General features: G+C 43.4%; 19 protein-coding genes. 15 read left to right on the top strand and 4 right to left on the bottom strand.

Going from position 1 to position 23,261, the window contains the following annotated elements:
- The coding region (glmS, locus tag ACNQGS_RS07180; RefSeq protein WP_491486739.1) for a glutamine--fructose-6-phosphate transaminase (isomerizing) at positions 1-1,621 on the top strand (1,621 nt) is incomplete at its 5' end.
- Between the two features lie 322 nt (positions 1,622-1,943).
- Here the strand turns inward: glmS and ACNQGS_RS07175 are convergent.
- From ACNQGS_RS07175 to ACNQGS_RS07165, 3 genes are all read right to left on the bottom strand, one after another.
- A complete protein-coding gene (locus tag ACNQGS_RS07175) occupies positions 1,944-2,930 on the bottom strand; it encodes a hypothetical protein (RefSeq protein WP_491486738.1) in 987 nt (328 codons plus the stop codon).
- Positions 2,931-2,946: 16 nt separating this feature from the next.
- The gene (locus tag ACNQGS_RS07170; protein WP_491486737.1) at positions 2,947-3,918 is read right to left on the bottom strand and encodes a phosphodiester glycosidase family protein; all 972 of its coding nucleotides are present in this window, start codon (positions 3,916-3,918) and stop codon (positions 2,947-2,949) included.
- Between the two features lie 429 nt (positions 3,919-4,347).
- Positions 4,348-4,986 (bottom strand): YigZ family protein, encoded by a 639-nt coding sequence (locus ACNQGS_RS07165; RefSeq protein WP_491486736.1) that lies wholly within the window; start codon positions 4,984-4,986, stop codon positions 4,348-4,350.
- A 282-nt stretch (positions 4,987-5,268) separates the two neighbouring features.
- Between ACNQGS_RS07165 and ACNQGS_RS07160 the strand changes: the two genes are divergently transcribed.
- From ACNQGS_RS07160 to ACNQGS_RS07105, 12 genes are all read left to right on the top strand, one after another.
- Entirely contained in the window at positions 5,269-6,411 is a 1,143-nt protein-coding gene (locus ACNQGS_RS07160) for a sensor histidine kinase (RefSeq protein ID WP_423799679.1), read from the top strand.
- A gap of 66 nt (positions 6,412-6,477) precedes the next feature.
- Positions 6,478-7,161, top strand: a complete 684-nt coding sequence (locus ACNQGS_RS07155) for a response regulator (RefSeq protein ID WP_213144093.1) — start codon at positions 6,478-6,480, stop codon at positions 7,159-7,161.
- A gap of 139 nt (positions 7,162-7,300) precedes the next feature.
- Positions 7,301-8,143, top strand: coding sequence for a DegV family protein (locus tag ACNQGS_RS07150; RefSeq protein WP_491486735.1), 843 nt, complete (start codon positions 7,301-7,303; stop codon positions 8,141-8,143).
- A 128-nt stretch (positions 8,144-8,271) separates the two neighbouring features.
- Complete coding sequence (locus ACNQGS_RS07145) at positions 8,272-8,400, top strand: hypothetical protein (RefSeq protein ID WP_491486734.1); 129 nt, start codon at positions 8,272-8,274, stop codon at positions 8,398-8,400.
- Between the two features lie 68 nt (positions 8,401-8,468).
- On the top strand, positions 8,469-9,446 hold the full coding sequence (locus ACNQGS_RS07140) for a nuclease-related domain-containing protein (protein ID WP_491486733.1): 978 nt from the start codon (positions 8,469-8,471) through the stop codon (positions 9,444-9,446).
- Between the two features lie 21 nt (positions 9,447-9,467).
- Positions 9,468-10,958, top strand: coding sequence for an ATP-dependent helicase ComFA (locus ACNQGS_RS07135; RefSeq protein WP_491486732.1), 1,491 nt, complete (start codon positions 9,468-9,470; stop codon positions 10,956-10,958).
- Positions 10,959-10,987: 29 nt separating this feature from the next.
- Entirely contained in the window at positions 10,988-11,704 is a 717-nt protein-coding gene (locus tag ACNQGS_RS07130; RefSeq protein ID WP_491486731.1) for a ComFC family protein, read from the top strand.
- 324 nt (positions 11,705-12,028) lie between these two features.
- Complete coding sequence (gene hpf / locus ACNQGS_RS07125; RefSeq protein WP_491486730.1) at positions 12,029-12,571, top strand: ribosome hibernation-promoting factor, HPF/YfiA family; 543 nt, start codon at positions 12,029-12,031, stop codon at positions 12,569-12,571.
- A 164-nt stretch (positions 12,572-12,735) separates the two neighbouring features.
- Positions 12,736-14,346, top strand: coding sequence for a gamma-glutamyltransferase family protein (locus ACNQGS_RS07120; protein WP_491486729.1), 1,611 nt, complete (start codon positions 12,736-12,738; stop codon positions 14,344-14,346).
- Positions 14,347-14,528: 182 nt separating this feature from the next.
- On the top strand, positions 14,529-15,377 hold the full coding sequence (locus ACNQGS_RS07115) for a DUF1028 domain-containing protein (protein ID WP_491486728.1): 849 nt from the start codon (positions 14,529-14,531) through the stop codon (positions 15,375-15,377).
- A gap of 178 nt (positions 15,378-15,555) precedes the next feature.
- Positions 15,556-15,960 carry a cytochrome-c oxidase gene (locus ACNQGS_RS07110; RefSeq protein WP_491486727.1) on the top strand — a complete coding sequence of 135 codons (405 nt, stop codon included), beginning with the start codon at positions 15,556-15,558 and terminating at the stop codon, positions 15,958-15,960.
- Between the two features lie 158 nt (positions 15,961-16,118).
- Positions 16,119-17,342, top strand: coding sequence for a DUF5667 domain-containing protein (locus ACNQGS_RS07105; protein ID WP_491486726.1), 1,224 nt, complete (start codon positions 16,119-16,121; stop codon positions 17,340-17,342).
- Positions 17,343-17,643: 301 nt separating this feature from the next.
- On the opposite strand, the gene secA is transcribed toward ACNQGS_RS07105, so the two are convergent.
- Positions 17,644-20,154, bottom strand: a complete 2,511-nt coding sequence (secA, locus tag ACNQGS_RS07100; protein WP_491486725.1) for a preprotein translocase subunit SecA — start codon at positions 20,152-20,154, stop codon at positions 17,644-17,646.
- Positions 20,155-20,640: 486 nt separating this feature from the next.
- Here secA and ACNQGS_RS07095 point away from each other — a divergent pair, with 486 nt between their 5' ends.
- A complete protein-coding gene (locus ACNQGS_RS07095) occupies positions 20,641-22,059 on the top strand; it encodes a NapC/NirT family cytochrome c (protein ID WP_491486724.1) in 1,419 nt (472 codons plus the stop codon).
- 28 nt (positions 22,060-22,087) lie between these two features.
- Positions 22,088-23,248 carry a cytochrome c3 family protein gene (locus ACNQGS_RS07090; RefSeq protein ID WP_491486723.1) on the top strand — a complete coding sequence of 387 codons (1,161 nt, stop codon included), beginning with the start codon at positions 22,088-22,090 and terminating at the stop codon, positions 23,246-23,248.
- The last annotated feature ends 13 nt before the right edge of the window (positions 23,249-23,261 follow it).

Below are 23,261 nucleotides of genomic sequence, written 5' to 3'. Positions count from 1 at the left end.
TGTATTGGCACACGTTGGAATTGGCCATACACGTTGGGCAACACACGGAGTTCCAAGCAGGGGCAATTCCCACCCGCATCAAAGCGCATCTGGCCGCTTTACGCTTGTTCACAACGGCGTCATCGAAAACTATGATCTGCTAAAGCGCGAATATTTAGCAGATGTTCCTTTCAAAAGTGAAACCGATACAGAGGTCATTGTGCAGCTTGTCGAGAAGTTTGCAAACGAAGGCCTGAGTGTATTAGAGGCTTTCCGCAAAACATTGACACTTTTGCATGGCTCATATGCACTAGCGCTTTTGGATGCAGAAGACAATAACACCATTTATGTAGCAAAAAATAAAAGCCCGCTGCTTGTCGGCCTAGGGGAAGGCTTTAATGTGGTCGCAAGCGATGCCATGGCAATGCTTCAAGTAACCGATCAGTTTGTTGAATTAATGGATAAAGAAATTGTCATCGTAACAAAAGATGCTGTGACCATTCAAAACTTAGATGGAGAAGTCATCAGTCGTACGCCATACACAGCCGAGCTTGATGCCAGCGATATTGAAAAGGGGACATATCCTCACTATATGTTGAAGGAAATTGATGAGCAGCCTGCTGTTATTCGTAAAATTATTCAGCATTATCAAGATGAGCAAGGAAAGCTTGTGATTGACCGCGACATCATTGATGCTGTAAACGCTGCAGACCGCGTCTATATCATTGCCGCAGGGACTTCTTATCACGCTGGACTTGTGGGTAAGCAGTTCATTGAAAAAATGGCAAAGATTCCGGTTGAAGTCCATATCTCCAGCGAATTTGGCTACAATATGCCGCTTTTATCTGAAAAGCCATTGTTTGTGTTCATTTCACAAAGCGGTGAGACTGCTGACAGCCGTGCTGTGCTTGTTCATGTAAAAGAAATGGGCTATCCAGCGTTGACGATTACAAACGTGCCTGGGTCGACATTATCACGTGAAGCGGATTATACTTTATTGCTGCATGCGGGTCCTGAAATCGCTGTAGCTTCGACTAAGGCTTATACAGCACAGTTGGCAGTTCTTGCAATTTTAGCCGAAGTGACAGCGAAGAGCCGCAGTTTAGAAGTTGGCTTTGATCTGATTCATGAGCTGGGCTTAGTTGCTAACGCGATGGATGTTCTATGTGACTCTAAGGAAATCCTTGAAGTCATTGCCCGTGAATTCTTCTCAGTCACACGGAATGCTTTCTTTATCGGCCGCGGCATTGATTTTTATGTCGGCTTGGAAGGCGCCTTGAAGCTTAAGGAAATTTCTTATATTCAGGCTGAGGGTTTTGCCGGCGGAGAATTGAAGCACGGAACGATTGCCCTTATTGAAGAAGGGACACCGGTCATTGCTCTTGCTACTCAGGAAAGCGTGAATTTAAGCATTCGCGGCAATGTCAAGGAAGTTGTTGCCCGCGGCGCCAATCCATGCATTATCTCAATGAACGGACTTAATATGGACGAAGACAGCTTCGTTATTCCAGAAGTGCACGAATTATTAACACCACTTATCTCTGTCATACCATTACAAATCCTTGCCTACTACGCAGCCCTGCACCGCGACTGCGACGTCGACAAACCACGTAACCTTGCTAAATCGGTAACGGTGGAGTAGATTTAATAAGATATAAAATAAGTTTTGTTCAGGTATATTAAAGATGTATAGTGAACATTAAATATAGTTCGCTTTTAAAATTGGGAATCCCTACTCCTTTTGGATAGGGATTCTTTCTTTTCTGAATTTACTTTTGTTTACTTAAAACTAATGTTTTCCTCAAATCCATCATGCACAATCAAAACGGAAGCTGAAACTTTTTTTCTTTAAAGGAGCCGATGTTTACATAATCAAGACGGTCATAAGATTCGATAACAAAATTAAAAGAATATCTATTTGGATAAAATAAAAGCGGCAGTGTTAGCCGCTTTTTTAACGATTATTATCGAATTAAATTCGTATCGTTTTTGGTAAGAAGGATAAAATTGTGATTTTCGACGGTGACTTCTGAATCTTTTGGCAAGGTAAAATGTTTATCTTGGCTCATATCGTAATAAACGTTATCTTTGATATAAAGAGTATTTTCATCTTTTGTGATCAGGATATGGTCACCTGATACAGGAGTCGGAAGTTCATCAATCAGTTGTTTTTCGCCATCTTGATAAGAACAAATGCTTGTAACGTATCCATCTTGGTCTAGCTTCCCGTAATAAATTGTATCTTCGTAAACGGAAAGGATCGTAGCATTGGATTCAATGTTCTTTACGGAAGAATTTCGGTTCAACCATATGTTGTGAGACATGTCTTCATAGAACAATTCGTTTTTTGTTGATAACAATGTAGGTTTTTCAATGTAACTATTGCGTAATGGAACATTTGTCATTTTTCCGTTTGTATTAAAGTGATACAATTTGGTAATGGTGTCATTACCAATGAGTGTATACACGTCGTTAGTATACGGACTGTAGCTGATTGATTTAAACGTAGAAGTTGGCGTAACACCTGTGAATGTTGTGATGATCCGCTCTTTTTGTGTCCCTACTTGGAAAGTCTTTAGGACCAAATGGTTTTGTTTTGATTTTAATCCAATAAAGAGACTGTCGCTCCGGATCCATTTGATATAGTTTATTCCGTCTTCTTCATTTGCAGAATACAGCTTGGTATTATGTTCTAAATCAATAATATGAAGCTGATTGTTATTACTTACATATGCCACATATCTTTGATTTTCAGAAATCGAAACTAATTTGACTTTTTCTTCTGCTAAAAGTTTCTTGTTCAAAATAGGAGTTTCGACTTTTTTCTTTGTGCTTGTTTCGGATGCAGATGCAGTAACGGATTGCTGCGCTTTCAATGCATTGTCATAGTGCCAAAAGACACCTGTTTCCAATGCGGAGATGAACACTAAAGCAAGTAAAAATATTCTCACAGTCTGTCATTCCTCCTTATTCTTGTGGCATCACGATGAAACTTGTTGCGATTTTTCGTTCGCCAAGAACATCAGATGGTTCGTTGATTAACATACCATCCTTTACCATTGTGGCAGACGAACCGCCATCTAAGTTCGCTGCGTTCACAGCACCATATTTCAACATTAAATGCATTAAGTCTTTCATGGTGGCACCCAGGTTATTCGCTCCGTGAATCATCCGTCCATCAGTGACGATCATAATGACGGTACCATCTTCTCTTTGGCCAATGGCCGTTCTTGGGGCTGCTCCCCAACCACCGTCACCTTTGACGAGCCCTTTTCCGTCTTTTACAAGAACAGGTCCAAATGATAATGCTTCTGTCACGTCTCTTTCAACTAATTCTTTGTCTGTATAGGTACCTACCAATAAAATTCCGTCACGAGTAAATCCAACAATCGGTGAGGTTCCGCCCGTTGTCACAAATTTACCACTTTGTATGGTGGTACCCAACGGAACTCCACCCGTTCCACGATACCCAACGTCCTGGAACATCCCGCCGTTGATGCCCGCAATTGCTTTATAGTCCTCCACCATTTCGCTTACAGTTTGGCCGACATCACCTATATATTCCGTCACAGCCACACGAATACGGGTTGGGTCCGGAACTAACATGATTTTGGCGGAATACGTTTTGTCTTTATAGTCTTCGATTGTGATAGAATCGTCAGTATTGTTTTCCAAATGGGATTTGATATTTTTATAAATCTCTTTATCTTTATTTATATCTTTTTCGACTTCCACCATCATACTTGGTTTGTTTTCCTCTGCAGATACCGTCCACATGGATAAAGGTGCTAAGTATTGTGGATGCATAGAGGTGGTAAAGATTCCGATCACATAACTTTTAAGTGAGTCAAACGGTCCGTGGAAGACCAAAATAACACTGGAAACCCAAGCGTATATAAAAGAAAGAACAATATACCCAATGATTTTTAAAAATTTCACCAAATGCACTCCTTTACAAACAATGCAAAATTTTTATGGAATCAAACAGAAATCTTTCTAGTTCAAATCTATTATTCAATATCCATATTTTTAAAGATGATAAAATGCAAACACTAGACTATTGTAATGGAAAATGTGCATTTTTACCATAAGAGAATGCTGGTAGCATTGTCAAAATGGGATTTAATCTGAGGAAATCATCGCCGAAAAAATCGGCCTCATCGGTAAAAACTCCCCCATCCTCAACATCCTATAAATATAAGAATAAGCACAGCAAAAAAATAAAAGGGCTTCGGAAATTCGAGAGCCCTTTCAAAATTTATTCATCATAAAAATTTGTCCTACGCCAAAATAGTCCAAATTAAATATTTTTTCCCAATTGCCTACCGCCAAATGTCCTACTATAATTCAAATAAAGAACAACTCGAATTACCGAACAAAGTCTTCTTCCAGATAAACCGTCTCGCCCTTGCCAAGCGTACATTGTCCATTGGTCTGCTCGACCATCCAGTCCATGAAGATTTTACTCTTTTCTTCCTCAACATAGACATCAATTTGGACGTTATCTAAATAGAGAATATCTTTAATTTTGTGCTCGGAAGCACGCAGTTCCCTTTCAATTTTCCCAAGCCAGGTGTAATCGATTTTCACCTGCATGATTTGAACAAGCCGCCTTTCGACAGCACCGACTGCATCTAGACCTTCAGAAGTAGCTTTTCCGTATGCGCGAATTAGTCCGCCTGCACCGAGCTTGATCCCGCCAAAATAGCGGGTAACTACTACAACCGTGTCCTTCAGCTGTCTCTTTTTCAAAACTTCAAGGATAGGTACGCCGGCCGTGCCGCTTGGCTCGCCGTCATCATTCGCTTTTTGGATTTGGTCATGCTCGCCAATTAGGTAAGCTGAGCAGTTATGGGTGGCGTTCCAATGTTTTTTCTTGATGCCCTGTATAAAGTCTTGGGCATCTTGTTCGGATTCGACTCTTTTCAGTTGGGCAATAAAACGGGACTTTTGGATATTTATTTCATGTTCTCCATACTCTTTTACAGTTAAGTAACGAGGCAGCATGTTAAACTCCTTTCTTTAGCAAAAACGTAACACTAATGTAATATAATATTTTTTAAAAAAATTAATGTAATATACCTATAATATGGGTGTAAAGTTCGAATGATATAATAAATACAGCTTTATAGTACCTTGTAATAGGCTAAAGGTAGTAGACTGATATAGTAATTATACTACTTTTTTACAAAAGTCACGTAAGCAATAATTATAGCTTAGCAAAGTATTTCAAAAAATGGTAAAGTATGTTAAAGGCCTAAGGGAAAAAAAGCCCCGGAGGAATCAGAAATGAATTTAAAGCAATTAGATTTGAAATCGATTGATGACATTCGTGAAGCGATGATTGAGGCTGTGACCTGCAGCAAAAGTGATATCTTCCGCATCAGCGAGCAATGCCGTACTGATTTTGACAGCATCACCAATGAGCTGGCGAACATTAAGGAAGTGATGGCTAAGCTTATTGAGGAAGGAAATCAGCTGGAGGCGCAGGTTACTGCCGCGAGGCACAGACTTTCAGAAGTAAGCATGAACATGAAAACCTTCTCGGAGGAGGAGGTACGTGACGCCTACGAAAAGGCGCATCAGCTGCAAATGGATCTCTCCATCAATTGGCAATACCGCAAGCAGCTTCTTGAAAAAAGAGAAGAACTCGAGCACAGGCTTGTTGGTATAAATGACACGATTGAACGTGCAGAGCAGCTGATTTCGCAAATCTGCGTGGTCATGAATTACCTGCAGAGCGACTTAAAACAGTTTGGCGAAGCGTTTGAAAATGCCAAAGCGAAGCAGGATTTGGGCTTGAAAATTATTGAGGCCCAGGAGGAAGAGCGCAAGCGTCTCTCGAGAGAAATTCACGACGGTCCGGCGCAAATGCTGGCAAATGTCATCATGCGTTCTGATATTGTGGATCGTGTTTTTCGTGAGAAAGGTCCTGATGATGCATTCGCAGAGATTCAGAGCTTTAAGAAAATGGTTCGCTCAGCACTTTATGAGGTCCGCCGGATTATTTACGACCTGCGTCCAATGGCATTGGATGATTTGGGACTCGTTCCGACCCTCAGAAAGTATTTGCAGACCATTGAAGAATATCATAATCATTCAAAAATTGAATTTGTGAAAATAGGAAATGAGAAGAGACTTCCGACGAAATATGAGGTTGCCCTCTTCCGGCTTATACAGGAATCGGTGCAAAACGCGCTCAAGCATGCCAATGCCTGCTCCATAAAAGTTCAATTGGAAATGACGGACACCAGTGTGAAAGTGTTAATAAAGGACAACGGCGTCGGTTTCGATACGAACCAAAAGAAGCCGGGTTCCTTCGGCATGATGGGCATGAGAGAGAGGGTCGACCTGCTTGAAGGCGATTTGACGGTTGATTCGAAAATCGGCAAGGGCACCGCTGTTTCCATCCATGTGCCGTTAATGAATTAAGCTTAGATTATAAACGAAAGTAACATTCTCTGATGGGGAATTTTTGAAAACTAGGAGGCGTTACACATGACTACAAAAATTATTATTATTGACGATCACCAGCTTTTTAGAGAAGGTGTTAAAAGAATACTAGAATTTGAGAAATCGTTCCAGGTTGTGGCAGAAGGCGATGACGGTACCGAGGCATTAACGCTTGTTGAAGAGCACCGTCCTGATGTTGTCATCATGGACATCAATATGCCACAAATGAATGGTGTCGAGGCAACCCGCGAGCTAGTCGCTAAATATCCGGATACAAAGATCATCATCCTTTCTATTCATGATGATGAGAATTATGTCACTCATGCACTGCAGACAGGTGCCTGTGGCTATCTGTTAAAAGAAATGGATGCCGATGCGTTGATTGAAGCGGTCCGTGTCGTGGCAGACGGAGGTTCCTATCTGCATCCGAAGGTAACTCATAATTTAGTCAATGAATATCGCAAACTAGCAGCAGGTGTGACGCGCGGAGGTTCTTACGTGCAGACGATTGAAATCCGCCGTCCGCTTCATTTATTGACACGCCGTGAGTGCGAGGTACTGCAAATGCTGGCCGATGGAAAAAGCAACCGCGGTATCGGCGAAGCGCTTTACATCAGTGAAAAGACCGTTAAGAACCATGTATCTAATATCTTGCAAAAAATGAATGTTAATGACCGTACTCAGGCTGTTGTTGTGGCGATTAAGAATGGCTGGGTAGAAGTTAGGTAGTTATTTTTCTGAAAAACTAATTTTATGTTATGATTGGAGAGCACGCGCAATGCGTGTTCTTTTTCTTCTTTGGAGAAAGCTGTTTTGATAAAATAATGAGCAGTATTATTGTAAAAAAATAAGGATGGTAAACATACATATGAAAACGGCAATTGTCACAGACAGTACCGCATACATTCCAAAGGAATTACTAGATAAATGGAATATACATATGATCCCGTTGAATGTCATTTTCGGCAATGAAGTCTACCGGGAAGAAGTCGATATTCACTGGCAGCAGTTTTTCGAAGAGGTAAAAACAAAGGACCTGCCGACGACATCCCAGCCGCCGATTGGCCAATTTGTGGAGTTGTTCGAACGGTTTGCGGCGGAGGGTTACGATGCGGTTATCAGTATCCATTTATCGAGCGGCATCAGCGGCACATATCAGGGCTCGGTAACGGCTGGAACGATGGTCGAGGGTATCAAAGTATTTTCCTTTGATTCGGAAATTAGCTGCATGGTTCAAGGGTTTTATGCATTAGAAGCTGCGGAATGGGCATCTAGGGGAATGGATCCCGAGCGGATTATGGCTCGCTTGGAAGAACTGAAGAGCACAGCTCGCGCTTATTTCATGGTTGACGACCTGTCGCACTTACAGCGTGGCGGACGCCTATCAGGTGCGGCCGCATTAATCGGCAGCTTGTTGCAGGTTAAACCTTTATTGCATTTTGTGGACAAGGTAATCGTCCCTTTTGAAAAAATTCGCACCCGCAAAAAAGCAATGAAACGAATTGCAGATTTACTTGGAGAGGATGCAATGGGCGGCGGCCGTTACCAGGCTGTAGTGATCCACGCTAATCGCGAGGCGGAAGCAAAGGAATGGAAGAAAGAGCTTGAGGCTCTTTATCCAAACGTTGACTTCTCGATAGGCTACTTCGGAGCCGTTATTGGAACCCATCTCGGGGAAGGTGCCATGGGGATGGGGTGGATGAAGAAATAAGTTACTGGCCATTCCGGGTTGCTGGAATGGTTTTTTTGCGGCATCTATATGGTTAGAGGTATCAAAAAAGGTAATTTAAAAGTGGTTTGGCGGATATTCTTTGAGATTGGGCGGATTCTGGATAATAGTTGGCGGATATTGGACTTGGTTTGGCGGATAACCTCCGTAAGTTAGCGGATATCAGGCTTGTTTCGGCGGATATCCTAACCAGCCTCCTCCTCAGCATCATCAAAATCCATAAAATTCACACTGGTTAAAATTCGACAATATTTCCCTGAAAATATAAAATATAGGTAGAATTTCATCGAAAATATGTGAAGGAGCGATGATTCCATTGTTAATGAGAGACCTGCCTATTCCACAATGGCTTATCTTGACCGAAGCTTTACACTATCGACTCATACCTGGCCATCCCAAACATCCTGAAGTCGAAAAAGACCTCGCGAAAATTAAAGCCGGTTATAAAGGTGAACTTACTTTAAGTTATTATGTAAAACAACTTCCGCATGAGAAATATTACATCTTCCACGACCTCCAGCTGGAACTTAACGGAATACATTTCCAAATTGACACTCTCCTTATCTCCCGTAATTACATTCTCATTATTGAAGCGAAAAATATAATAGGTACGTTGATATTCGATAATGTTTTTAACCAATTAATACGTATTAATCAAGACGGTTCAGAAGACGTTTTTGAGGACCCCCGCGTTCAAGCCGCAACACTAAGGACGCTTCTTGGAAGATTCCTTGCGAAATATGGAATCAACTTTTTACCAATCGACCAGCTTGTTTTTTTCAGCAATATAAAAACCAATTTAAAAACCTACTCCAATGATATCAATGTTTTTAAAAAGGTATGTAAGAGGAGAGATCTTTTTAATAAGATTGAAGTATTTGAAAAAACCTTCCCACAATCAAAGATTGATGACAATACCCTCCTTAAAATAGCAAACTTCCTTTTAAGCAAGCACACTCCAAAGAAAATAAACATCTTGGAGAAATACTGCCTAACGGCAAGAGACATCATTTCTGGTGTCCGATGTCCACAATGCCTCAACATTCCGATGAATTATAGTAGGGGAAAATGGCATTGCCCACTTTGTCAAACAACCTCAAAAGATGCTTATATTGAGGCAATTAAGGACCACTTTCTTTTGATAAAACCATCGATTACCAATGCTGAATTACGAAGCTTCCTCCACCTGCCAACAAATGATACCGCTCAAAAAATTCTCTTCCGTTTACATCTGCCTTATGAAGGAAACAACAAAGCCCGTCTTTATTTTCCATCAAAACTTTAATAAAAAAAAGAAGGTGCCCACATGCGTTTTCAAATAAAGGAAGAAAAACTCATCCCGCAAAAATTTCCCGCAGGAGATTCCTATCGAATCACACAAATCCCAGAAATCCTGCAGCCGTCATTAAACCCTGACTTTCCATACAGCCGCGAACTTCAACAGCTTCTCACCGGCAAGCAGCTCCTCCTTGAAGATATCCCGCACCCACTAAACGAAATTCAATCGCACTATGAAAATGGCTATGTTACATATCGTAAAGGAATTGACTATATCGGGAAAAAGCTAGTGTGTATGCGATGTGGAAATAAGGACCCGCAAATGTTTGCCCAATTCCCTTGTGCCCGCTGCGGTGAACCTTGCCTTTATTGCCGCCACTGTATCATGATGGGAAGAATCAGTGAATGCACCCCATTAATAGGCTGGAATGGTCCGGCGCCTGACACCGCCATTCCGCAAAAAATTATGGCCTGGAATGGTATTCTTTCTGAAGGGCAGCGGGTGGCTTCCGACAAGGTAGTTGAGGCTATCCGACAAAAAAAGGAGTGCCTTGTCTGGGCCGTTTGCGGAGCAGGCAAAACCGAGGTGTTGTTTGCTGGAATAGAAACTGCGCTTGCCGCCAAAGAAAGAATTTGCATCGCCACGCCGAGAACAGACGTAGTTCTTGAACTGACGCCGAGACTTAAGGCGGCTTTTCCTGAGATCGGGGTCGCTTCTCTTTACGGCGGCAGCGAGGACCGCTATCTTTATGCCCCTTTAACCATCGCCACTACACACCAGCTGCTCCGCTTTTATCAAGCCTTTGATGCGCTGATATTGGACGAAGTTGACGCGTTCCCATACACGGTGGAGGAGTCTCTCCAGCATGCTGCGATTCAGGCCCGGAAGCCATCGTCTGCGATGATTTACCTCACTGCTACCCCCAATCAAAAATGGCAAAGAGAATGCCGCACTGGCAAACGGTCGTTTATTACCATTCCGGCCCGGTTCCATCGCAAGCCTCTGCCTGTTCCTGAATTTGCATGGTGCGGCAACTGGCAAAAGCAGCTCCAAAAAGGCAGGCTACCCACCAATGTCCTTCGGTGGATTAAAGACAGGCTCGAGAGCGGCAAACAGGCACTTGTTTTCTTCCCTCATATAAAATTAATGGAAAAAGCACTCCCATTACTGCGCAAGCTCGATTCCAGAATCGAGGCCGTTCATGCGGAAGACCCTGAACGGAAGGAAAAGGTGCAAAGGATGCGGGCCAAAGAAATCCCACTGCTGCTAACGACCACCATCCTTGAGCGGGGCGTTACTTTTCCCAATGTTGATGTTGCCGTTGTGGGTGCCGAGGATTTGATTTTTACCGAAAGTGCCCTTGTGCAAATCGCCGGCAGAGCTGGCCGAAGCAAGGATTACCCAGATGGAGTGGTGACTTTTTTTCATTATGGAAAAACAGAGGAGATGCTGAAGGCTAGAAAGCAGATTGTCACGATGAACCGGGAGGGGGTGAAGCGGGGACTGATGGACGTGTAATCGATCTTTCAATGAAAGGGATAAAACAAATGAATTTTCTCAGTCAAAATCGATGTCTTATCTGCCAGGAAATAATCTATCCGGATATAGGATGGAGTGCTATTTTTTCAAAAGAAAAAGAGCACCGTGTATGCACAGATTGTGATGCGAAGTTTGAAAAAATAGAAGGAGATATCTGCCGGATGTGCAGCAGACCGTTCCTGCTTTTGGACGAGCAATTTCGCGACGGGCAAATTTGCCATGATTGTACGCGCTGGGAAGAGGATCCTGACTGGCGAGGGTTCCTTCAAAAGAATACTTCAATTTTCCTTTATAATGATTTCTTAAAAGAGGTAATGGCTAAATATAAATTTCGAGGGGATTATGCAGTAGCCAAGGTGTTTGCGGATTACTTCAAGGAGGTTACGAAAGGCTGGGAAGCCGATTTATTTGTGCCGATCCCGTTAAGCGATGAACGGCTTTACGAGCGGGGCTTCAATCAGGCAGCGGCAATCTTGACAGAATCGGGAATAATACCAACTGATATACTTTCGCGGGTCCACACTGAAAAGCAGTCCAAAAAATCCAGGTCGGAGCGAATCCATCTCCCCCAAGTCTTTCAAATCGACGCCCAAACCAACCTGCATGGAAAAAAGGTCATCCTTATCGACGACATCTATACCACTGGCTCCACCCTAAGGCATGCTGCAAAACTCCTTAAACAAGCAGGCGCCAACGCAGTCTGGTCCATAACAATAGCTAGATAGGAGTAATGGTGTCAGACACCGCTCGTGAACACTGTCCACCTTAGCCAGACAACTAGGGGAATCCTCTATCGTTTCAAATCAATTTCACATATTCCCTAAACTTATTAGTGGCAAATTGTCCCAATCAATATTAAAATAAAGATGAACAACCATTCATAATAGTAAATTTCCCCACATAAGTCAAAGGCTGTTTAAAACATTGTCACTATTTTCCCATTGTTTTTGTCAATAAATCGACAAACAATTTATATTGATTCAGCAGGATAATCATAGGGTAAAATAGAAATGTAATACATAGCCTTAAAATAAAGGAGGACTCCACACATGAACTATAACGTACGTGGTGAAAACATTGAGGTAACTCCAGCAATCAGAGAGTATGTAGAAAAGAAAATCTCAAAATTGGAGCGTTATTTTACAGAAGCACCTGATGCAAAAGTTAACGTGAATCTTAGATTCAATCCAGATAAAACTTCCAAGGTCGAGGTAACAATTCCACTGCCAAATTTAGTACTGCGTGCCGAAGAAACAAACCAGGATATGTATGCTGGGATTGACCTGATCACTGACAAGCTAGAGCGTCAAATCAGAAAGCACAAAACAAAGGTGAACCGCAAGTTCCGTGAAAAAGGAAATGTTGATTTCCAATTCACAACTACGAATACTGCAGATGTCCATGACGATGAGGAGTTGGAATTAGTTCGTACGAAACGCTTCGACCTTAAGCCAATGGACAGCGAAGAAGCAATCCTGCAGATGAATATGTTAGGCCATAACTTCTACGTGTTCACAAATTCCGACACTAACCGTACAAACGTTGTATACAAGCGTAAAGACGGCCGTTACGGTTTAATCGAAACACATTAATAAACTATCAAAACGCTGCTGGGGCGCCTATCCCCTGGCAGCGTTTTTTAATGAGTGATGCACGGGGACGGTTCTTTTGCATCACTATGAAAATATTACGGTATCCTAAATTCTGAATCTTCTTTATAATGGAAGTAATATACAAATGAAAGAGGGGTTCTCAAATGAATTTTGATTATCAGTACAATCCGTATCCATCCCACCGAACGACTGTGTTTGCACGGCGGGGAATGGTTGCCACTTCCCAGCCGCTTGCTGCTCAAGCAGGTCTTGATATCCTAAAAAAGGGCGGTAACGCCATCGATGCCGCGATTGCAACAGCAGCGGCATTAACGGTCCTTGAACCAACCTCTAACGGCATCGGCAGTGACGCCTTTGCACTCGTTTGGACGAAGGGCAAGCTTCACGGACTGAATGCCAGCGGACCGGCCCCAAAATCACTGACTATTGATGCAGTAAAGGCGCGCGGCTATGATAAAATGCCGGCACATGGTCTTATCCCGGTAACAGTTCCAGGCGCACCCTCAGCATGGGCAGAGCTCTCCCAAAAATTTGGCCGCCTCCCGCTAAAAGAGGTACTCCAGCCTGCCATTGACTATGCCGAAAACGGCTATCCATTGACGCCTGTTCTTGCGAAAAACTGGGGACGTGCCTACCAGCATTACAAACAAACGCTCACCAGCGAAGAATTCCAGCCTTGGTTTGAAACCTTTGCCCCTAATGGGTGCGCACCAAAGGCTGGCGAAATCTGGCGTTCCCCGGACCACGCAGAAACGTTGCGCTCCATTGCGAATACGAATGCGGAAAACTTCTATCGTGGGGAAATTGCCGACCAAATAGCAGCTTTTTCCGAGCGATACAAAGGATTTATTTCAAAAAAGGACTTGGAATCATACAGGGCCGAGTGGGTTGAGCCGATTAAGCTGAACTACCGCGGCTACGACGTGTGGGAGATTCCGCCGAACGGACAGGGGCTAGTGGCGCTGCTCGCCTTGAATATCGTCAAGGGCTTCGAACTTACTGAAAAGGAAACCATCGATACATATCACAAGCAAATCGAGGCTATGAAGCTTGCCTACACCGACGGCAAGGCCTATATCACTGATCCAACTTTTATGAAAATGAAGATAGCTGATGTTCTCTGCGACGAGTATGGTGATACGAGACGTAGGGAAATCACTGACGAAGCGCTACAGCCGCTTCCGTATGAGCTGCCGCGTGGAGGAACAGTCTATCTCGCTGCCGCCGATGGTGAAGGGAACATGGTGTCATATATTCAGAGCAACTATATGGGCTTCGGCTCAGGTATTGTGGTGCCAGGCACCGGGGTATCGCTGCAGAACCGTGGTCACGATTTCTCATTGGACCCTTCGCATGCCAATGCACTAAGACCGGGCTCCAAAACGTACCACACCATAATCCCAGGTTTCTTGACAAAAGGAGATCAGCCAGTTGGACCGTTTGGTGTCATGGGCGGCTATATGCAGCCACAAGGCCATATGCAGGTCATCATGAATACGGTTGACTTTGGTTTGAACCCTCAGGCTGCGCTGGACGCTCCAAGGTGGCAGTGGATTGAAGGGAAGAAAATTCAAGTCGAGCCGCATTTTCCGAATCACATTGCTCAGGCCTTGGCCCGGAAAGGACATCAGATTGAGGTTGCCCTTGACACAGGCTCGTTTGGTCGTGGGCAGATCATCTGGCGTGACCCGGATACTGGGGTTTTGATGGGCGGCACTGAACCACGAACAGACGGGGCTGTTGCGGCTTGGTGATTCAAGGATGGCGGAAGCTCGGACATGGTTTTAAAAAACTCCGTTCGGCGGATAAACCTTAAAATTCGGCGGATAACAATTCTAACTTGGCGGATATTTCCGAGATTCGGCGGATAAAACAGCATACTCGGCGGATATCCGCTCTAAATCAGCGGATTACTTCAAAAGGAGAGGCAAATCAAATGACATTTTCAATCGTTGGTTATGACCCAGTGGAAAAAGAATGGGGCATTGCCGTTCAATCTAAATTTTTAGGCGTAGGAGCGGTAGTTCCATGGGCCAAAGCGGGAATCGGGGCGGTTGCAACCCAATCCTATGCCAATACGGCTTACGGTCCAAAGGCGCTTGAATTGATGGCGCAAGGAAAGTCAGCACAAGAAACACTTGAAGCCATCCTTGCCGATGACACTGACAAAGAAATGCGCCAGGTTGGACTCATTGATGCAAATGGCAATGCCGTAACATTTACCGGAAGCGCCTGCTATAACTGGGCCGGTGGCGTCACAGGAGAACACTTTGCTGCGCAGGGAAACATATTAGTGGATGAAAAAACAGTCCAGGCGATGGCTGAAATTTTTCAAAAAGCGGAGGGAACGCTGGCCGAAAGGCTTCTAGCAGCCTTAGATGCCGGGCAGGAAGCGGGCGGTGACAGCCGCGGCAAACAATCTGCCGCCCTTTATGTCGTGAAAGAAAAAGGCGGCTACGGCGGCTATAACGACCGGTACATCGACCTTCGCGTGGACGACCATCCTGACCCAATCAAGGAGTTAATCAGAATCTACCTGCTTCAGCAGCTTTATTTTTCGCCATCTAAGCCTGAAAAAATAGCATCAGTTGAAGGAGAAGTTAAAACAGAGGTAACGCAACATTTAAAACGTTTAGGGTACCTTCCGGGCGCCGACAGCAGTGATGATAAAATCTATCATGCGCTCACCACTTTTATTCATACGGAAAACTTCGAAATGAGAGAACAAAAGAGGGGCTGGATTGACCTAGAAGTCCTCGAATTTATGAAGAATAACATGAAATAAACATTGCCCTCCACTTACTGGAGGGTTCTTTTATTGGGTTTGTTTTCTATTTGCTCAAATCATCTAGTTAATTTTTACTATCATCATAGTGTTTTTTCTCAAAATCTATTGAAAATATGGTAAAAATCTATTAAATTGGAAAAGTATACAATATAGGTCTTTTGGAGGAATAAACAGGATGGGGAAAGCGTTTTTAAAGGTTGCATCTATTTATTTTACAATTGGGGTTTTGGCAGGTATCACGATGGGGATTATCCATGACTTCCGTCTGGCATCAGTTCATGCTCACATAAATCTGCTCGGTTGGGTGTCGATGGCGATATTCGGACTTATTTATCATTTTTATCCGCAAGCAGCCAACACGAAGCTGGCAAAAACTCATTTTTGGTTCCATAATATCGGTTTGCCGGTGATGATGATCGGAATTGCAACACAGGTTTTAACTGGAAGTATGGCGGCCCTGCCGGTAGCGGTGATTGGCTCCATTGTTGTGGTTGTAGGCGTTATATGTTTCACAATAAACCTTTTCAAACATGTTGGAAAAGGTACAAACGTACAATCTGGTAATAAATTTTCAGTTTAATAGGACTTATTTTGACGGCTATCATTTATTTGATAGTTTTTTTTCATAATGAAGTAGGTAAATGTAACCGTTTATAGATTTTTTAAAATATCACCTACAAAAAAGAAAAAGACCTGACGTAAAGTTTAGTAGAACTTCACAAGGAGGCAATAAAAGACATGAAAAACAAGAAACTGACAAACATAGTAACTAGCGGTGTACTGGCATCTTCACTTATTTTTTCAGTAGGAGCAGGGGCGGCCTTTGCTACTGGTAATGACACAGCGGAGCATTCTGCAGTAACAGGTACGACTACAGAACAGGTTACAGACCAAACAGCAACGACTACTGAAAACGCAACTGAGGAAACCACTACTGAACAAGAAAGTAATGCAACAGAAACAACAACTTCCGAAGAAGCTGAAACTCCATCAGACGAAGCAACAGTAGAAGACACTGATACTGACGAAACTGTGGCGGCCGATGACGAAGTAAAACAAGGTGACCAAGCCCAAACAGAAGATGTTGAAAAAGCAGAAGCGCCATCATTGGTTCCTGGTGATTTCTTTTATTTTGTAAAAACCATCACTGAAAAAATCCGCCTTGCATTTACTTTTGACGATTATAAAGAAGCACAGCTATTGGCTCAATTTGCTGCAGAACGTATTGCTGAAGCAAACGCTTTGATTGCAGATGGTAAAACGGACGAAGCGGAGCAGCTACTTAAGGACGCTCTTGCAACACAAGAGAAGGCAGCGGAGCAGCTTACAGCTTCTGAAGAAGGCACTGACACAGATGCCGCTGATGTGGAAAAGGCAGACGACACTCAAACTGCTGATGTTGAAAAAACTGACGATACACAAACCACTGCTGAAGGTACTGTTGAAGGCAAGTTAGCTAACAACATCGATGCGCTACTGGGTGCCCTTAGCCATGTGAAAAATCCGACTGCCCAACAGGCTTTAATGAAAAACATTCAAAAATCATTTGCAAAACTTGACAAGAAGTTTGCCAAGCTTGAAGAGAAAGATGCTGATTTTGCTGAACAAGTGCAGCAGATTGAAGAAAAAGTTTCCGACGATCAAACAGCAACTGTGAAAAAACATGGTAAAGCGCTAGGAAAGCAAAAGAAACAAGAGACCGAAACAGCAGTTGAAGAAACTACTCAAACTACAGACGAAGCAGCAACTGTGACAGAAGAAAGCAGCCAAGGCGAGGATACTGCAGTTCAAACTGAATCCGCTAATAAAGGGGCAGAGCACCAAGCTGCAGCTCAAGCAAAAGCTGCTGAAAAACAAGCTGCAGCAGCACAAAGAGCTCAAGAAAAACAAGCCCAAGCAGCCCAAAAGCATGGTGAAGCAGGTAAAAAAGCTGCAGAAGCACATGGGAACGGAAATCATTAATTCTAATAAATTTTAAAATTTGGAATGGCCTCGGTTAAACCGAGTTCATAGACACTGAGTCAGGGCGGTACGCTCTGGCTCTTTTTTGTCATGATATTATATTGTGAGATATTTTTTGAAAATTATACCAATTAATGTCGTGAGACTACGTGTTTTTGTCTTGAAGGTCTAAAACGATGTTGTGAACCTTCGAAACTTTGTCGTAAAATCCCTAATTTATGTAGTGAGGACTAATTCGAATGCTACGAAACCAAAAAAAGAGCCGGCAATCCAATTGCCGACTCCATCTCATATCCAAATATTATATCCCTGCCCCATGGCAATTCTTATACTTCTTCCCGCTTCCGCAAGGACATGGGTCATTCCGTCCAACATTCTCTTTATTTACCTTCGGCTTCTTCTTCACAGCCTCGCCGTCTTCCTTCGGGTTTACGGCATGGCCCTGGGCGACCTCTTGGCGCTCAAGGTTATTGCGAATTTCCGCTTTCATGATGTACATGGCCGCTTCATCCTCAATGGACTCCACCATTGCCTCGAACATTGCAAGGCCTTCATGCTGGTATTCGCGTAAAGGATCCGTTTGTCCGTAAGCCCGCAGGTGAATCCCTTGGCGAAGCTGGTCCATCGCATCGATGTGGTCAATCCATTTTGAATCGACAGCACGCAATGTAACAACCTTTTCAAACTCGCGCATTTGCTCAGGTGACAGAAGCTCTTCTTTTTCCTCGTAGTGCTCTTTACACTTAGCAAAAATAAACTCGGTCATCTCTTCCTGGTCCTTACCGCGCAAGTCTTCAACCGTCACAGCGCCTTCCCCAAGCAAGTTTGCATGGGCAAAGTCGACAATCCCTTTAAGATTCCATTCTTCTTCATCCATATGTCCAGGCGCATTGACCTCAACATGGCGCTGAATGGAGCGCAAAATCATATTCTGGACAATTTCACGTAAATTCTCGGATTCGAGTACCTCATCACGCTGCGTATAAATAATCTCACGCTGCTGGCGAAGTACATCATCATATTGCAATAGCTGTTTCCGGGCATCAAAGTTGTTGCCCTCCACGCGTTTCTGCGCGCTTTCCACAGCTCGAGATACCATTTTACTTTGAATTGGCTGTGTATCATCCATGCCAAGTTTTTGCATCATTACTTTCATGTTGTCAGAACCGAAGCGGCGCATCAATTCATCTTCCATGGATAAGTAGAACTGAGTGACACCAGGGTCCCCTTGACGTCCGGAACGACCGCGCAGCTGGTTATCAATACGGCGGCTCTCGTGACGCTCGGTACCAATTACTGCAAGTCCGCCCAGCTCTTTAACACCTTCGCCAAGTTTAATATCGGTACCACGTCCGGCCATGTTCGTCGCAATCGTGACCGCTCCTGCCTGACCCGCTTCTAAGATAATTTCCGCTTCACGTGCATGGTTTTTCGCGTTCAAGACATTATGGCGAACACCCTTTTTCAAAAGCAACCGGGAAATCAGTTCAGATGTTTCAATTGCGACCGTACCCACAAGTACAGGCTGTCCTTTTTGATGGCGCTCGGCGATATCCTCGACAACAGCATTGAACTTGCCTGCCATTGATGCGTAGATTAAATCGGCACGGTCATCACGGGCAATTGGACGATTCGTCGGAATGACGATAACGTTCATATTGTAAATGTTGCGGAATTCTTCTTCTTCTGTTTTCGCTGTACCAGTCATCCCAGATAGTTTTTCATACATGCGGAAGTAGTTCTGGAACGTAATGGTTGCCATCGTCATGCTTTCGTTTTGGATCTCGACACCTTCCTTTGCTTCGATTGCCTGGTGTAAGCCTTCGCTATAGCGGCGGCCTTTCATCAAACGGCCGGTAAACTGGTCAACGATGACAATTTCGCCGTCCTGAACGACATAATCAACGTCGAGGTGCATCGTCACAATCGCTTTCAGCGCCTGGTTGATATGGTGGTTCAGGGTCACATGTGACATATCAAACAGGTTGTCAATGCCAAACGCCTTCTCTGCCTTGCTAATGCCTTCTTCCGTCAGCATAACCGCTTTAGTTTTTTCATCGTACGTATAATCATGGTCTCTTCTCAGCGTACGGACAAACGCATTTGCCTGCATATAGAGAACCGTAGACTTCTGGGCAGACCCAGAAATAATTAATGGTGTCCGCGCTTCGTCAATTAAAATTGAGTCAACCTCGTCGATTACTGCAAAAAAGAGTGGTCGCTGTACCTTTTGTTCCTTATAAAGGACCATATTATCACGCAGGTAGTCGAAACCGAACTCGTTATTCGTACCATACGTAATATCGCAGGCATAGGCAGCTTGTTTTTCATCCTTATCCATGCTGTTTAAGTTCAAACCGACGGTCAGCCCCAAAAATTCATACAGCTGTCCCATTTCGGTGGCGTCACGGCTTGCCAGATATTCGTTGACGGTGACAACGTGCACTCCTTTTCCGGACAAGGCATTCAAGTACACCGGCATCGTCGCCGTTAATGTTTTACCTTCACCAGTCTTCATCTCGGAAATATTACCCTCGTGGAGAGAAATACCCCCCATCAGCTGAACATGGTATGGATAAAGGCCAAGCACGCGGCGGGCACCCTCACGGACAACCGCAAACGCCTCAACCAATAGGTCATCAAGCGTTTCGCCCTTTTGGTAGCGGGCCTTGAACTCTTCCGTTTTTTCACGCAGCTGCTCATCGGTCAATCGTTCGGTTTCCGAGGCAAGCGCATCAACTTTTACAGCCAGCTTGTCCAGCCGTTTCAACTCACGTTTATTTAGGTCAAACACTTTATTTAAAATCCCCATATTTGATGAAACGCTCCTTTTATCTGAGACTCAAAAGCATTTTTTGAAAAAATGGATCCAATAAAAATCGCTAATTTTCCTATTTAATCTTACCATTTCCACTATGCAGGTGACAACAATGGAAGAAACTCAGCAAAAAATCACTGCTCTACGTCTTATTATCCACTTCATTTATGACAAATCTGTGAAAAATGTATAGAACTTATAAGTTGCCTTTAAGAGTGTATGGTTATTTGCATATTTTTAAATATTTTTGTATAAAAATTAGTTTTAATACAGTTTTACACTCTGCCTATATTGTTTATCAAACTCTTATATTACAACGTTTATATGTTGTTTATTTAGCAAAATGTATCAATTCTGTGAATGTAAAAATATTCACAAATTGTACATTGGATTCTCCTTTTTAATGTAAGATACTACCTTTAGAGAGGTAGCAATGGAAAATAAATAGAGAACCAATCAAATATGGGAAGGGTGAGGAAAATGGCCTTTTGGGGGAAAAAGAAAAAAGAAACCGATCCCGATGCAAGAGAAGATAGAAAAAAAATGGGCCTATTTCGCAGACTTTGGCAAAAAGTCAGAAACATAGATTGGAAGGATCCGGTCACAAGATGGAAAGTCATGTTCATTTCACTAATAGGGTTGATTGTAATTGGAGGCGGTAGCTATGGGGCACTGGCCATCACCAACTCGCCGGCGTTCTGCTCGAGCTGTCACGAAATGGCACCAGAATACTCAACCTTTACGGCCAGTGCTCACAATAATATCACGTGTGTCCAGTGCCATATCAAGCCGGGCACCATCAACATGCTGACTCATAAGGTTAAGTCGTTGAAGGAAGTTTACTATCACGTTACCGGGGTCCCAGAACAAATTGTCCAAACAGAAGATGAGGTTGTTTCCAACGAGAACTGTATGCAGTGTCACTCCAAAAACCGCCTTGTTACCGCTTCTGGGGACCTAAAGGTTAATCACAAAGGGCATATTGAAGAAGGTATTCCATGTATCTCCTGCCATGCCGGTGTCGTTCATGCGAAGATGGCGGCCCGCGGTATTAATACTGAAGAAGTTCGCGGTGAGTATACGAAAGAAACAGCCGAAAAAATCATGGAAAAGAAATATTTGCGCCCAAACATGGGTACCTGTATCGATTGTCATGACAAAGTGAACAATGGCGAAAAGCCTTGGAAGGACGTCGCTTATCTAGTTCCGCCAAACCCGGAGGAAGTGGAGAAAAAGATTGATGAAAGCAAAAAAGAAGGAGTCAGCGAGCCTCCAGCAACTGAAACAAAAACGGAATCAGCTGTAGAAGGAACAACAGGAAGTGGCACAGCTGAAGACTTAGCTAAGGTTCATGAAGAAAAGACTCAGGATCTCATTTTACAAGCCATTGGAAAGCAGCAAAAGGATGTTAAGATTTCCATGGCATGTGAAACGTGTCATAGAAAAGTTAAGGTTCCTAAGAGCCACAAAGAGGAAGGATGGAATCAGGCACACGGCGGTACTGCTATTCAAGAACTCGACAAATGCGTGAACTGTCACCAAGATTCCAAATGGATTAGAGAAATTCCTAAAGAAGACATCATTTCCTTGCTAAAAATGAAAAGTGCTGAAAATAGCAGCCATAAATATACGGCAAACCTAACTGTCGTAAAAGACCAGTCTCGGGTTAATAATTTCTGCAGTGCCTGTCACGGCAAGCGTCCTGCAGGACACTTAGAAAGCGATCAATGGTTAACAGCACATGCAAGCAAAGCCAAAACAGCAGACCAAAAGGCCGAATGCTTTGTCTGCCACGACCGCGATAAGCCAGGAGAAGGTTCAACAAATGTTAAAGCACCAACAGACGTCTATTGCCAATACTGCCACAGAACCGGCTTTAAAGACGATGTGAAAAACTAGAAAACCCTAAAATAGGAGGGACTTGATTATGGAAGAGGAGCGTAATGAGCTGCCGGCCCCTCCCAAGTTTCGCTATAAGCTATTCAAATATGCAACCTTAACGGTGTTGTTTCTAGCCGTCTTCCTTGGACTCGGCTTTACGGGACTGGAGGCAACATCGTCTTCGAAGTTTTGTGCTTCCTGCCATGAGATGAAGCCTCAATATTATACTTGGAAAGCTTCCTCTCATAGTGAAGTAGAATGCGACAGTTGTCATATTCAACCTGGGGTAAAGAATTATGCTAAGGCAAAAGGGGAAGGCGTAGTAGAACTTTACAAAAAACAAACAAACACTTATATCGCACCAATAAAAATGCCAAATCTCATTCCAGATGAAGCATGCGAGAAATGTCACAATATGGATAAGCGCGAAGTTACTCCCTCAGGGGATATCATCATCCCGCACACGAAACATAAAACTGAGGGGGTTAAATGTGTTGAGTGTCATAGCGGTACGGCCCATGGGGAAATATCTGACCGCAAAGTAACTTATAAAAGTGATTATGAAAAATGGGATGAAAAACTCGGCGCTGCTCTGATGAATGATAAAAAGTTTACCAGCCCGCAAATGGACACTTGCATGGAGTGTCACCAAGCACGAAAGGCTACTTTGGAGTGCAAAGCTTGTCACGAGACAACGATGCTGCCTAAAACTCATAAATCAGCAGATTTCAAAGCTGGAGGACACGGGAAAATTCAACCTTCAGAATTGAAGAACTGTGAAAAGTGCCATTCTTACATGTCAACAGAGGAGTACGATTTATTTAAAGAGGATCCATCCTATACAAAGTTTTTGAAAAAGGATACAACCAATACTACTAATGTAACTGTTTCTCAATATGCAAAGACGAATACATTCTGTAAAGAATGTCATGGAAAAAGGCCGGAGAGCCACCAAATAGCTTCTTTTATGGCTAAGCACGGCACTCTGTCAAAGGATACACAAAAGTGTATGACTTGCCACGAAAATCGGATTACAAGTAATTCGCCCGTAACGAAAGTGCAATGTGCGTCATGTCATCCAAGCTCACACAAGGATACTTGGAGAGAAAGACATCCATTTAAGGTTCCAGAAAATCAGAAATACAATAAAACCTGTTTAAAATGCCATGTTGAAAAGACATGTGCCAAGTGTCACAAGACCAAATAGCGACTTTAAAAGC

This window comes from Neobacillus sp. PVCKKU3, assembly GCF_058323225.1.
Note: the sequence above shows the minus strand (reverse complement) of the source record. Positions and strands in the feature narration are given on the sequence as shown.

Excerpts from the sequence above, each read along its gene's own strand:
- ACNQGS_RS07165 (WP_491486736.1), bottom strand. The coding sequence starts at position 4,986 with ATGCTGCCTCGTTACTTAACTGTAAAAGAGTATGGAGAACATGAAATA.
- ACNQGS_RS07160 (WP_423799679.1), top strand. The coding sequence starts at position 5,269 with ATGAATTTAAAGCAATTAGATTTGAAATCGATTGATGACATTCGTGAA.
- ACNQGS_RS07155 (WP_213144093.1), top strand. The coding sequence starts at position 6,478 with ATGACTACAAAAATTATTATTATTGACGATCACCAGCTTTTTAGAGAA.
- ACNQGS_RS07150 (WP_491486735.1), top strand. The coding sequence starts at position 7,301 with ATGAAAACGGCAATTGTCACAGACAGTACCGCATACATTCCAAAGGAA.
- ACNQGS_RS07140 (WP_491486733.1), top strand. The coding sequence starts at position 8,469 with ATGATTCCATTGTTAATGAGAGACCTGCCTATTCCACAATGGCTTATC.
- ACNQGS_RS07135 (WP_491486732.1), top strand. The coding sequence starts at position 9,468 with ATGCGTTTTCAAATAAAGGAAGAAAAACTCATCCCGCAAAAATTTCCC.
- ACNQGS_RS07130 (WP_491486731.1), top strand. The coding sequence starts at position 10,988 with ATGAATTTTCTCAGTCAAAATCGATGTCTTATCTGCCAGGAAATAATC.
- hpf (WP_491486730.1), top strand. The coding sequence starts at position 12,029 with ATGAACTATAACGTACGTGGTGAAAACATTGAGGTAACTCCAGCAATC.
- ACNQGS_RS07120 (WP_491486729.1), top strand. The coding sequence starts at position 12,736 with ATGAATTTTGATTATCAGTACAATCCGTATCCATCCCACCGAACGACT.
- ACNQGS_RS07115 (WP_491486728.1), top strand. The coding sequence starts at position 14,529 with ATGACATTTTCAATCGTTGGTTATGACCCAGTGGAAAAAGAATGGGGC.
- ACNQGS_RS07110 (WP_491486727.1), top strand. The coding sequence starts at position 15,556 with ATGGGGAAAGCGTTTTTAAAGGTTGCATCTATTTATTTTACAATTGGG.
- ACNQGS_RS07105 (WP_491486726.1), top strand. The coding sequence starts at position 16,119 with ATGAAAAACAAGAAACTGACAAACATAGTAACTAGCGGTGTACTGGCA.
- secA (WP_491486725.1), bottom strand. The coding sequence starts at position 20,154 with ATGGGGATTTTAAATAAAGTGTTTGACCTAAATAAACGTGAGTTGAAA.
- ACNQGS_RS07095 (WP_491486724.1), top strand. The coding sequence starts at position 20,641 with ATGGCCTTTTGGGGGAAAAAGAAAAAAGAAACCGATCCCGATGCAAGA.
- ACNQGS_RS07090 (WP_491486723.1), top strand. The coding sequence starts at position 22,088 with ATGGAAGAGGAGCGTAATGAGCTGCCGGCCCCTCCCAAGTTTCGCTAT.